Source organism: Marinomonas colpomeniae (assembly GCF_014803385.1).
GTDB lineage: Bacteria > Pseudomonadota > Gammaproteobacteria > Pseudomonadales > Marinomonadaceae > Marinomonas > Marinomonas colpomeniae.
On sequence record NZ_JACYFC010000001.1, the window covers coordinates 367,140 to 379,807 of the forward strand.

The 12,668-nt window shown below is 39.9% G+C and carries 11 protein-coding genes; 5 read left to right on the forward strand and 6 right to left on the reverse strand.

The features are described 5' to 3' along the window. Positions 1–91: 91 nt before the first annotated feature. From choV to betI, 4 genes are all read right to left on the reverse strand, one after another. Positions 92–1,282 carry a choline ABC transporter ATP-binding protein gene (choV, locus tag IF202_RS01785; protein WP_191593155.1) on the reverse strand — a complete coding sequence of 397 codons (1,191 nt, stop codon included), beginning with the start codon at positions 1,280–1,282 and terminating at the stop codon, positions 92–94. 3 nt (positions 1,283–1,285) lie between these two features. Beyond that, positions 1,286–2,131, reverse strand: coding sequence for a choline ABC transporter permease subunit (choW, locus tag IF202_RS01790; protein ID WP_191593156.1), 846 nt, complete (start codon positions 2,129–2,131; stop codon positions 1,286–1,288). 121 nt (positions 2,132–2,252) lie between these two features. Further along, complete coding sequence (locus IF202_RS01795; protein WP_191593157.1) at positions 2,253–3,188, reverse strand: choline ABC transporter substrate-binding protein; 936 nt, start codon at positions 3,186–3,188, stop codon at positions 2,253–2,255. Continuing rightward, positions 3,182–3,781: a transcriptional regulator BetI gene (betI, locus tag IF202_RS01800; protein WP_191593158.1), complete on the reverse strand. Its 600-nt coding sequence runs from the start codon at positions 3,779–3,781 to the stop codon at positions 3,182–3,184. The genes IF202_RS01795 and betI overlap by 7 nt, the downstream gene beginning before the upstream one ends. A gap of 333 nt (positions 3,782–4,114) precedes the next feature. Here betI and IF202_RS01805 point away from each other — a divergent pair, with 333 nt between their 5' ends. From IF202_RS01805 to IF202_RS01815, 3 genes are all read left to right on the forward strand, one after another. Next, on the forward strand, positions 4,115–5,269 hold the full coding sequence (locus IF202_RS01805) for a MalY/PatB family protein (protein ID WP_191593159.1): 1,155 nt from the start codon (positions 4,115–4,117) through the stop codon (positions 5,267–5,269). 97 nt (positions 5,270–5,366) lie between these two features. Continuing rightward, the gene (locus IF202_RS01810; protein ID WP_191593160.1) at positions 5,367–5,747 is read left to right on the forward strand and encodes a DUF1801 domain-containing protein; all 381 of its coding nucleotides are present in this window, start codon (positions 5,367–5,369) and stop codon (positions 5,745–5,747) included. A gap of 192 nt (positions 5,748–5,939) precedes the next feature. Next, positions 5,940–6,986 carry a Gfo/Idh/MocA family protein gene (locus IF202_RS01815; RefSeq protein ID WP_191593161.1) on the forward strand — a complete coding sequence of 349 codons (1,047 nt, stop codon included), beginning with the start codon at positions 5,940–5,942 and terminating at the stop codon, positions 6,984–6,986. Positions 6,987–7,121: 135 nt separating this feature from the next. Here the strand turns inward: IF202_RS01815 and IF202_RS01820 are convergent, their stop codons facing one another. Continuing rightward, a complete protein-coding gene (locus IF202_RS01820; protein ID WP_191593162.1) occupies positions 7,122–7,910 on the reverse strand; it encodes an inositol monophosphatase family protein in 789 nt (262 codons plus the stop codon). A gap of 282 nt (positions 7,911–8,192) precedes the next feature. On the opposite strand from IF202_RS01820, the gene IF202_RS01825 reads away from it, so the two are divergent. After that, the gene (locus tag IF202_RS01825) at positions 8,193–8,915 is read left to right on the forward strand and encodes an RNA methyltransferase (protein ID WP_191593163.1); all 723 of its coding nucleotides are present in this window, start codon (positions 8,193–8,195) and stop codon (positions 8,913–8,915) included. A 110-nt stretch (positions 8,916–9,025) separates the two neighbouring features. Here IF202_RS01825 and gndA read toward each other — a convergent pair whose 3' ends face one another. Further along, positions 9,026–10,549 (reverse strand): NADP-dependent phosphogluconate dehydrogenase, encoded by a 1,524-nt coding sequence (gene gndA / locus IF202_RS01830; protein ID WP_191593164.1) that lies wholly within the window; start codon positions 10,547–10,549, stop codon positions 9,026–9,028. A gap of 511 nt (positions 10,550–11,060) precedes the next feature. Between gndA and IF202_RS01835 the strand changes: the two genes are divergently transcribed. Then, positions 11,061–12,617, forward strand: coding sequence for a phosphoenolpyruvate carboxykinase (locus IF202_RS01835; protein WP_191593165.1), 1,557 nt, complete (start codon positions 11,061–11,063; stop codon positions 12,615–12,617). Positions 12,618–12,668: the final 51 nt, after the last annotated feature.

Here is a 12,668-nt window from a genome sequence, read left to right on the forward strand (position 1 = left end):
GTCTTTTCACTTTGACTCCATATAAAAAAGGCGAACTTTGGTAAGTTCACCTTTTGGGTATTAAGAGTTAATGCTCAAGTATCGTTAAGAATTACGCCGCTTCTGTATCGCGTCCAAAATGCTTACCAAGCAAGGCATGGTAAAAATTGTGATCGTTTAAGATGCCTACGCATTTTTCATTCTCTTCCAACACCATAAAATGTTTCGAATAGTAGCGAATTTCGACTGCATCACGCATGGCGATATTGGCTGGCACAATGAAGATGGCGTTATCCGGAATGTTGTCTAAAACCATATTCGGTGTCCAAGAGACGGTCGGAACTTCACCTTCAAGGTTTTGTATAGACGTTAATTTTCCATCGCTTAGTTCCAGCCACATGCCATTTTCCATCACCACTTTACTGTCTTGTACTGCCAGTTCAGACAGTGGCGTCATTAATGAATTACCACGTAAAACATTCAATGGATTGGTGTGAGCAACAAAGTTTTCGACGTATTCTGTCGCGGGGTTCAAAACGATTTGCTCAGGTGTGTCTTCTTGAATAATTTTCGCAGATTCCATGATTGCGATTTTAGTACCGATTTTTAGCGCTTCGTCTAGATCATGGCTTACGAAAATAATGGTTTTATTTAAACGCTTTTGCAGTTCAATCAGCTCGTCTTGTAGCTGAGTACGAATCAATGGATCCAACGCTGAGAAAGGCTCATCCATTAACAAGACATCTGTGTCCATTGCAAAAGCACGAGCAAGGCCAACACGTTGACGCATACCGCCAGATAATTCATCTGGTTTCTTATCTGCCCACTGATCTAAGCTAACCATCTTGAGCTGTTCACGAGCTTTTATAAAACGCTCTGTTTTTGGCATGCCTTGCATTTCTAAACCAAAGGCAACGTTTTCTAAAACCGTTAACCAAGGCATTAATGCAAAGCTTTGAAACACCATAGATACTCGGTGTGTACGCATGTGGCGCAAAGTGGCTTCGTCACACTTGGCCATGTCGACCATATTGTCGCCGTCTCTAACAAGGCAGCGTCCACGAGCGATTTTATTTAAACCATTGATGGCGCGAAGTAAGGTAGATTTACCTGATCCAGATAAACCCATTAAGACGCAAATTTCGCCTTCGTTAACTTCAATGCTGGCGTTTTGTACGCCAACCACGTCACCTGTCATACCTATGATTTGATCTCGGCTATGACCTTTATCCATAAGAGGAAGTGTTTGAGCTTTATTGTCACCAAAGACAATATCGACGTTTTCAATTGTTACAACAGCCATAAATTATCCTTCGCTCTTCGCGGATGGTGACTTACAAATACGATCTAGCATGATGGCAACCAATACAATGGCGATTCCAGCTTCAAAACCTTGGGAAATATTGACGGTATTCAAAGCACGTACAACGGGCTTTCCTAGGCCATCAGCACCAACAAGAGCAGCGATAACCACCATAGATAAAGACAACATAATACATTGAGTCACACCTGCCATAATGTTTGGCATAGCAGCAGGCAATTCAACTTTGTAGAGTAATTTTGATTTTGTACAACCAAATGCCAAACCCGCTTCAAGTAGCTCGTTAGGCACTTTACTGACGCCTAAGTACGTTAAACGTATTGGTGCGGCAATGGCGAAAATAATGGTTGAAATTAGGCCGGGAACATAGCCCAATCCAAATAAAATAAGGGTGGGAATGAGATAAACAAACGTGGGAATGGTCTGCATCAAATCCAAAATCGGGCGCAAGATTGTGTATAGCCAAGGACGATGCGCTGCCGCAATACCGATAGGCACACCAATTAACACGCTAATAGCGGTAGCAGATACCACAAGTACGAGAGTTTGAATGGTTTCTACCCAATAACCCATATTAATAATGAATAGCAGTGCGGCGGTAATGAAAATTAATAAGCCAATGCTGCGGTGGAGAAACCAAACACCTAATAAAACGATACCTATAACAATAAGAGGGTGAACCGATTCAATGGTATCGACCATAGAAACAATCATTGTTTCTAAAACGATAGAAATTAGATCAAAAAAACCGGAAGCCGCACTCACTAGCCAATCAACAAAGTTTTCCATCCAAGCGCCAAGAGGGATCTTGTTATCCGTCAGCCAATTCATATGTGTTCTCCCGATATTTAAAATAATACACCCTAAGTGGTGTATGCCACGAAGGGTGTGTTTTTTGTTAGTAACTAATGTTACTAAGAGTACTGATTAAGTCTTTGTTATCGATCTAGTATTAAAGGCCTAAATGTGATTTGACAGCACTAAGACCATTGTCACCAGATGCAGTTGTTACGCCTGCAAGCCATTTATCAAGAACTCCTGGGTTTGCTTTTAACCAAGCTTTAGCGGCAAGGCTTGGCTTCTGACCATCATCAAGAATGGCGCCCATGATTTCGTTTTCCATTGGCAAAGAGAACGTTAGGTTTGTTAGTAACGCACCTACGTTAGAGCATTCTTGAATATAGCCTTTACGTACGTTGGTATGTACATTGGCACCACCAAAATCTGGGCCGAAAAAATCGTCGCCACCAGATAGGTATTCCATTTCAAAGTTGGCGTTCATTGGGTGTGGAGCCCAACCAAGGAAGGCAATCCACTTATCGCGACGAGCATTACGGCTTACTTGTGAAAGCATGCCAGCTTCGCTTGATTCAACCAGTTGGAAGTCGCTTAAGTCGAAAGCATTTGAGTCGATCATGCTTTGTATAATACGGTTGCCATCATTACCAGGTTCGATGCCGTAAATGCGACCAGAAAATTCTTTACGGTGTTTTGCAATATCGGCAAAATCAGTAACACCAGCATCATAAGCAGGTTTGCTAACCGCTAGAGTGTACTTGGCACCGACTAAGTTAGGACCTAGGTCTTCAACCGTACCTGCTTTTAGATAAGGGTCTATATCAGCTTGCATCGTTGGCATCCAGTTTCCTAGAAATACATCGATGTCGCCATTAGCAAGTGATGTATAAGTAACAGGAACAGATAATAACTGTGTTTTTGTTTTGTAGCCTAAGCCTTCAGCAATTTCACTAACAACTGCTGTTGTTGCAGTAATGTCCGTCCAACCAACATCAGAAAAACGTACCGTTGAACAATCTGCAGCCATAGTTAAGCCAGAAACACTTGCCATACTAATGGCTATCGCGGTTTTCTTTGCCTTGTTTAACATACTTTACCCTCTTTATTATTGAACACTAAATTTAAATAATGCTGTATTTGTTGTGCTGATATTTCCTTATCAATACCGCCTGCCAATGAGCCTCGTAACCACATACCATCAATGAGTGCTGCGACAGTTAGTGCGATATTTCGTGCTGTTTCAGTTTCAAATTCTTCTTTTAGTACACACACTAGCGATGTTTGTAATCGCTTAGAGTAGACATTTTGTAATCGATATAATGACGGCTTGTGCATAGCCGATGCCCAAAACCCCATCCAAGCCTTTACCACTTGAGGGTGTGTTTGGGACTGACTAAAACTGGCTTTTACAATCGCCATTACTTTAGTTTTAGCAGGTTTGTTTTTCGTTTTTATGACTTCTTCGGACAAAATTTCAAAGAATTCACGAATTAGGCTCTTCATTGTTTCTTCGTAGAGACCATCTTTACCGCCAAAGTAGTGATTAATTATGGCAGGAGATACTCCAGCTTTTTTACCTATTACACTAACTGTTGCACCAGCAAAGCCATGTTTGTCTATAGCTCTTATTGCGGCCTCGATGAGCTGAGGCTTTCTTATTTCGGGCATTCCGATTTTTGGCATTATGGTCTCTTTTTATTAAACAAGCGTTTAACTAAAACTATACTAGGCTGATTGTGTGATTTAGGTCAACCCTTGACAATTCTAAATATTAGTACTCTAAGTAAATTAAGCAATTGATTTATAAGGATATTGTTGTCCTTTTAAAAAAACTTGTCTCTTTTAGTGATTACTTTTGTCGGTTTAAGATAAAAAATAAGGATTTTTGTCTACGTTAATCTAAATAACCTAGGTTATTTAGATTAACTCCCTTGCTTTAAATATCGCTAGAACTGGAGTTTATTACTAAGATCATGGTAATTATAAAGGTAAATTTATGTTTGGAGCTTTAATTAAATGAATACCTCTTCTTCCGTATTTGACACTTTAATAGACCGATCTGGAATGTGCAGTGATAAATGGTCTAAATACCCTGATAATGTCATTCCAATGTGGGTTGCAGATATGGACTTCGATTCTCCTGACTGCATTAAAAAAGCATTACACCAACGAGTTGATGAAGGTGTATATGGATATACTCATACTCCGAAGGCCCTAGTCGCAGCAATTCAATCACATCTCAAAACTCGTTATAGCTGGGAAGTATCCGCTACAAACTTAGTGCATTTACCTGGATTAGTTTGTGCGTTGCACTTAAGCGTCAGAATTTTTTCTGATGAAGGTGATGGTATCGTTGTACCTGGTCCTGTTTATTATCATTTAACCAAAGCACCTTTATTAGCTGGTCGCGATTTAACCAGTGTAGATATGGTAATCGAGAAGGATCGTTGGGTACCAGATATGGCACAATTCGAAGCGGCTTGTGCTAAGTCGAATAGTAAAATGATCCTTTTATGCAACCCCCATAACCCTGGTGGAACGGTATATACAAAAGCTGAGCTGATAAGTATTCATGCTTTAGCGGAAAAATATAACCTAATTGTAGTGAGCGATGAAATACATTGTGACTTGGTTTTAGATGGCTTGCCTCATGTGCCTTTTGCTAGTTTGAATCATGATGCCGCTAATCGCACGATTACCTTAATGGCCCCAAGTAAAACCTTTAATGTTGCCGGATTAGGCTATGCTTTTGCGGTAATTGAAAATGCAGAATTGCGTGCTGAGTTTAATCAAGGAAAAACAGGACTGGTGGCTTCTCCTAATATGTTAGGTTTAACGGCAGCGATAGCTGCCTATGAACATGGCCAAGAATGGCATAAAGAGTTATTGGTTTATTTAGCAAAAAATCGTGATTTTTTAGAAGAAAGATTAGCGCCTACACCAATGAAAATGTTACATCTGGAAGCTACTTATCTTGCGTGGATTGACGTGTCTGGATTGTCTTTGGAAGACCCTTATCAATTCTTTTTGGACGCTGGTGTGGGGGTATCAAACGGTAAAGACTTTGGCAATTCTAATTATCTTCGCCTAAACTTTGGGTGCCCTAAAACCACTCTTGAACAAGCCATAATTCGTATTGAAGATGCTTTAAAAAAACATGGTCTGATGTGATTTACTTTATTCAAATAAAGTATGTTGTCGAATTAGTGGGTTTTTAATAGATATAAAAAAAACCGGAGCGTTGAGCTCTACTGCAGAGGTTATTATTTTGACTGTAATATCAGATGATTTTGTTGAACATTATGTTCAAAGTACTTCTTTAGAAATGCGTTCGGATTTATTAGAAATTATTGAAATGATGAAATCTATTGCTCCAGATGCCGAATTGACCAGCGACTTGGGTATTCCATATTTCCAGTTAGATTCTAGCTGGTTGTATGGTGTGGCTGCGAGAGAAGATCATTTACATGTGTATTTTTCAGATCTTAGTTTGTTGCACGCCTTTGAAAAACGATTACGTCATGCTCAATTCGGTAATAACTGCTTAATTATTCATCGTTTAAGTGATATTAACCGGAATGTTTTTGTCGAACTGCTTGGACAAATGAAAGTCCATTTTGATAACAGTATTGAAAAAATAAAACGCTAATCGAATATATAAGCACTCCTTAATACTATGCTTAATTTAAAGGTCTACTGACAAAAATTAGTGAAGTCCTTTAACTGTTTAAATGCCAGTAGACTATATTCTTATTTGACGTCAAACTTAGTGCGTTTTTACGTCCTTCATATGTTGGGTGTTGATGCTTTTATTCATATTTGTGGCTGTAAGGAGAATCCTATGAAGAATTTACGCTGGGGAATTATTGGAACAGGTCATATTGCGCATTCGTTTGCTAGTGATTTTTCTCACGTCAAATCAGGTGAACTTCGTGCTGTTGCTTCTCGTAATAAAGCATCTGCAGACCAATTTTCTGCTAAGTTTGATATTGAATTGTCATTCGTTGATTATTTTTCTCTTATCAATAGTCAAGAGGTGGATGTCATCTACATAGCTACGCCCCATGTTTACCATTATGATCTAACAAAAGCCTGTATTTTGGCTGGTAAGGCTGTGTTATGTGAAAAGCCTTTTACTCTTAATGAGCATCAGTCTAAAGAGCTGTATGACCTTGCAGAAAAGCATAATATTTTTGTCATGGAGGCCATGTGGACACGTTTCAATCCAGTTATTGAACAAGTACTTGAATGGGTTGAAGAAGGTGAAATTGGTACTTTGAGTAGTATTCAAGCGAACTTCAATTTTCTTGCGCCAACGGATCCAAGCCATCGCTTGATGAATATTGAATTGGGTGGTGGTGCCTTATTAGACATTGGTATTTATCCTGTGTTTTTAGCGCAACTATTTTTTGGTAAACCAGACTTTATACAAAACCAAGCTGTCATCGGAGACACGGATGTAGATTTGTTTGAACAGATTTTATTAGGTTGGGAGAATGGTCAGCTTGCGTCTTTAGAGGCGTCTTTAATTTCTTGTAATCCTAATCGTGCTGTTTTATCTGGATCTAATGGCTACATTGAAATTGATTCAGAGTGGTTTAGAGCCAAATCTTGCCGTATTGTGAATGTGGATAATACAGAGCATGCAATAGAATTTGATTTTCCTGGACAGGGTTATCAGTTTGAAGTGGATGAAGTAAACCGCTGTTTAGAAGAGGGCCTTCTGCAGAGCCCAAATTATAGTTGGAAAGATAGTCTGGAGTTGATAGCGACATTAGATGAAATCCGTCAAGACATGGGGCTCTACTATCCAAATGAAGGGCTACCAGCTGAAGAGGTGTGTGATATTCATGATCATCATCACGAACATGGGCATCATAAACACTAGAATATATATTTATTAAGGGGCCTTGTTAAAGCCTCATAATTTTTTCAATAAAAAGCCGCTATACAATATGTTGTATAGCGGCTTTTTTATATCGAATACTTACTTATACGAGCGTAAGCGTTCTAAATAAATATCTTAGCTAAGGTGCTTGTTCAGAAGTGGTAGCAATGTTTTGAATAATCGTGGTGCTGCACATAACACATTGCCTTTTTCTAGGCTTGGTGAGCCATCAAAAGCAGCAAATAAACAGCCTGATTCTGTCGCGATAAACAAAGGTGCTTGCATTTCCCACTCTTGAAGTTTAATACCCCAAGCACCATCAAGGCGACCTGCAGCAGCATTGGCTAACATCAAAGCTGGGGCGTCTTGCATTACAACGCGTGCACCTTGTTCGGCCACTTCTTTAAGGATAGAAAATTGGCCTGCTAAATAAGGGGCAGTGCGATCTGTTGCTGGGAATTGTGCTGCTAGAGTTGTTTTATCTAGATCGCGAGCAGTACTGCTACGAATACGAGAGTTGTTCAGATAAGCACCACGACCTTTACTTGCGTAAAACTCGTCTTTGGTGTGAGGGTTTAGCACGAGAGCGTGCTCCACTTTACCGGCAACTAGGTAGCTCATAGTAATGACGTGGCCAGTTAAGCCGCGAGAGAACAAATGTTGTCCTTGGATCGCATCAATAATCCATTCACCTTCTGGACCGTTTTGAACGGAACCTTGCAGACGAGTCGTAATAGTGTCTGCTGGGTAGGCTTTTTCTAGATGGTAAACAATACTACGCTCTGCACCAGAACATACTGTGTTGTAAACTTCTTCCGCTGTTTGACCTTGTTCTTTGTCAAAAAGTAATTTTTCTTGAGAGTGAACAATGTATTCTGCAGCGGAACGAGCTGCTTTAAGTGCGATATTGATTCTAGGTTGCATAATTTACCGTCGATTATTTCGTCAATTAGATGCACGTATCGCCATATAGACGACAAGTTGCCAGTTAAAGTGTTAAAGAGCGGGTACACAGTTCATTTCGCTTTGCAGTCAAATATTTAACAAGTGTGAACTGAATGCCTAAATTAAGAGCGCGAATTCTAGCGTAATGACAAACCTTTTACTAGTCAGAGTTTGATGAAAAATTGATCGATTTACAGTTTTGTAAAAAATATCTGTTAAGATACTCATCATTATCTGACCGTTATAATTGGTGTTAATACAATGCAAAATAAAGTAAGAATCGTCCTCGTTAACACATCGCACCCTGGCAACATTGGTGGGGCTGCGCGTGCCATGAAAAATATGGGGTTAGCGGATTTGTATCTTGTAGCCCCAAAACAATACCCAAGCGATGAGGCAGTTAGTCGTGCATCCGGCGCCACAGACATATTAGACAATGCTGTAGTGGTAGATACATTGGAAGAGGCGCTTGCTGATTGTCAACTCGTGATAGGAACCAGTGCCCGTGAACGTAATATACCTTGGCCTTTGGTTGATCCTAGACAAGCGGCTGATCTAGTGTTTGATGAAAAACTAGAAACCGCATTTGTATTTGGCCGTGAAGACCGAGGCTTGACGAATGAAGAGTTACAGCGCTGTCATTATCATGTGCACATTCCTTCTGTTGAAACTTTTAGTTCATTGAATCTTGGTGCAGCGGTTCAGGTTATTTCCTATGAATTACGTATGAAGTCTTTGTTAATAAAAGATGGTCCTGTTGTAGCAAGCAAATGGGATGTGCCTGCGGCAACGGTAGAGCAAACAGATTATCTACTTGAGCACCTTGAAAAAGTATTGGTACAGACTGAATTTTTAGACCCTGACATGCCAATGCAGGTGATGACTCGCTTTCGTCGTTTGTTTCAACGTGCGAGATTAGATCAGCAAGAATTAGGTATGCTTAGAGGCATGTTGACCTCAATGGAAAAGCAGATGAAAGATTAATGTCTTGTTTTGAATGTGTGGTTTGAGTAGACAGCGTTAGTGATTAAAACACAAAAAAAAACCGCAAACTGATTATTCAATTTGCGGTTTTTTTATGCAGCGAATTTAGATCAAGCTTTACGCTCTGGACGACCTTCTTCCTGCCAGTAAGTATGGAATTTCTGTCCCGCTTCAGCGTCTACTCTTTCGTATGTGTGTGCGCCAAAATAATCACGTTGTGCTTGCAATAAATTGGCTGGTAATACTTCAGAGCGATAGCCATCAAAGTAAGCTAGTGCAGAGAAAATTGATGGAGCAGGGATGCCTGACTGTGCAGCAAGAACAACAGCTTTACGAAGACCTGCTTGCTTGTCTGCCATTACGTCAGCGAAATAATCGCTTAGTAATAAATTTTCTAGTTGTGGATTTTCAACAAAAGCATCAGCAATTTTTTGTAGGAAAGAAGCTCTGATAATACAGCCTCCGCGCCAAATTTTTGCAATATCACTGAAGTTAAAAATCCAATCATATTCTTTTTGCGCAGCGCGCATCAGCTGGAAGCCTTGAGCGTAAGCGCAAATTTTTGCACAGTATAGAGCCTCTTCAATGGCCTTTTCAACTTCTTCTGCTTCGATTTCACCGCTTTCAACATCAGCTGTTAATTTTCCCGCTGCATGTTCGCGCTCAACGGTTAGAGTGCTCAATGCTCGTGCGTAAACAGATTCACTGATGATACCTGCAGGAACACCCATTTGAGTTGCGCTAATTGAAGTCCAGCGACCTGTACCTTTTTGTCCCGCACTGTCTAGAATCATATCGACTAAAGGTGCGCCAGTGGCATGATCGTATTGCTGTAAAATATCTGCTGTGATTTCAACAAGATAGCTGTTTAAAACACCGTCATTCCATTTTTCAAATAATTTGCCTATTTCTGCAGGCTCGTAGCCCAGTAAAGAGCGCAATAGGTGATAGGCTTCACAAATAAGTTGCATGTCGGCATATTCAATGCCGTTGTGTACCATTTTAACATAGTGTCCGGCACCGTTTGGTCCTAGATACGCCGTACATGGTTCACCTTCAGTGACAGGTTTCCCTGGAGTGTTGCTAACGATTGGTTTGCCATCTTTATCGACTTTGGCAGCTACCGCTTCCCACATAGGCTGTAGGTACTTCCAAGAGTCAGCATCGCCACCAGGCATTAGAGATGGCCCAAAGCGTGCGCCAACTTCACCGCCAGAAACTGCAGTACCGAAGAATTTGAATTTTTCTTTGTATTCTGACTCGCGACGAATAGTGTCTGTCCATTGGCTATTGCCACAGTCTACAACAATATCATCTGCTTCTAATCCCGCTTTTATAAGGTTTTTACAAACCGCATCAACAGGATTTCCTGCAGGTACTAAAACGACAATGACACGAGGCTTTACTAGATTATTAAGCATGTCTTCCATGCTAGAACAACCAATGATTCGAGGTTCTGTAGAGGACTCTGGGCGTTCAGATGCTTCAGTAGTAAGAACGTCTTGAATTTTATGTTCATCAAGATCAAAACCAGCAACTCGGTAGCCGTGATCGGCTAAGTTCAAGGCCAAGTTTTTACCCATGACGCCTAGGCCGACAAATCCAATATTGCAGTTCTGATTTGTTTTTAACATAAATATCGATCAACCTTTCGAAGAGTTAAGGGGGTATTCGAGAACGAATCTTACCATGAAGCGTGGCTATTCAGGGTAGATTGAAGGTGAGAAAAACTGAAATAATTGAGATTTTTTAATAAGAATTTTATATATAAAGTAGTTTTTATTATTAGATAGATCAAAAATATACTTTTTTTATATTCTTATATATTTTTTGAGACTGTAAAAAGTGATATATCGCGTAGTAGGGCAACGATAAAGAAAGAAAACTACAAGGTAAAAGTTGTTGAAGTTGTAAATAGTATTAGTCTTTCGCAAATATGATTAAAATACTCTGAGTTTTGTTATTTTGTCATACAAATCAAGGCGTTAAATTGTTTATTATTCTTTCATAATGGTAATAAAATAACATTTCGTTGTGAGTGTGTGATTATTTAGATTGCTTTGTTAGTATCAATTTAGACTAACAAAGCAATCTAAAATTACAGTAATAATCAAACAATCTTGATCGTTCAGAGGATTTAGCGACATGAACTCCGCACTAAACATGACCACGAAAAGAACAAACCTAACAACGGCACAATTGGTTGAGAAAGCCTTAAAAAATAATGAAGGTGTACTTGCTGATAATGGTGCACTCGTTGTTGAGACTGGCGATCGTACTGGTCGCTCTCCTATGGATCGTTTTATCGTAGAGGAAGAATCTAGTAAAAATAATATCCATTGGAGTGCGGTTAATCGTCCGTTCCCAGAGGAAAAGTTTGCACCGTTATGGGCTAGAGTAACTGCTTATTTAGATGGTAGAGAGTCGTTTGAGTCTAATGTTCATGTCGGTGCTGGTGATGACTATTATTTGCCTGTAATAATGCGGACAGAAACTGCATGGCATCAGTTATTTGGTCACAATCTGTTTATTCGCCCTGATACGTATAACCCATCAGTTAAAGGTGAGTGGCAGATTTTAAATGCCCCAGGTTTCATTTGTGAACCAGATCGTGATGGTACAAATTCTAATGGGTGTGTGGTTTTAAATTTTGCTGAGCGTAAAGTTTTACTTGCTGGTATGCGTTATGCGGGTGAAATGAAAAAAGCAATGTTCTCTGTTCAAAACTACTTATTACCTGCGCATGATGTTTTACCAATGCACTGTGCTGCCAATGTAGGTTCTGAGGATGACGTTACTTTATTCTTTGGGTTGTCGGGAACGGGTAAAACCACCTTATCAGCAGATCCAGAGCGTTTTTTAATTGGTGATGATGAGCATGGTTGGGGTAGAGGTACAGTATTTAATATAGAGGGTGGTTGTTACGCAAAAACAATTGATCTGTCTCAAAAAAATGAGCCAATAATCTGGGATGCTATTAAATTTGGCGCAATTGTTGAAAACGTTGTGCTTGATGAAAAAACACGTCAGGCAGACTATGCAAATATCTCTTTGACTCAAAATGGACGTGCTGCTTACCCTCGTGAACATATAGAAAAGCGTGCCGCTGGAAATCGTGCCGGTGAGCCTAATGCTATTATCTTTTTAACTTGTGATTTAACTGGTGTTTTGCCTCCTGTGTCTATTTTGACCAAAGAAGCTGCCGCCTATCACTTTTTGAGTGGTTATACTGCTTTAGTTGGGTCAACAGAGATGGGTGCAGGTAGTGGAATTAAGTCTACCTTTTCTACTTGTTTTGGGGCGCCTTTTTTCCCTCGTGCTGCTGATGTCTATGCTAATCTGCTTATTAAACGTATTGAAGAGTTTGGCAGTAAGGTTTATCTCGTTAATACGGGCTGGACTGGTGGCGCGCATGGTAAAGGCGGTAAGCGTTTTAGTATTCCAACAACTCGTGCGGTCATAGCAGCTATTCAATCCGGTGTATTGGTTGGTGCAAAAACGGAACATTTAGATGACGTCAATTTAGATGTGCCTGTCCAAGTACCTGGTATAGACAGTATTTTATTAAATCCACGTAAAACTTGGTCAGATCAATCTGCTTATGAAGCTCAGGCCAAAAATCTAATTTCTCAGTTTGTGGAAAACTTTAAGAAGTTTGACACTGTATCTAATGATATTAGGAACGCTGGTCCGACACTTTAAACGATTTTTGGTGTTTTCTAAAAACCGTGCATGTATGCGCGGTTTTTTTTT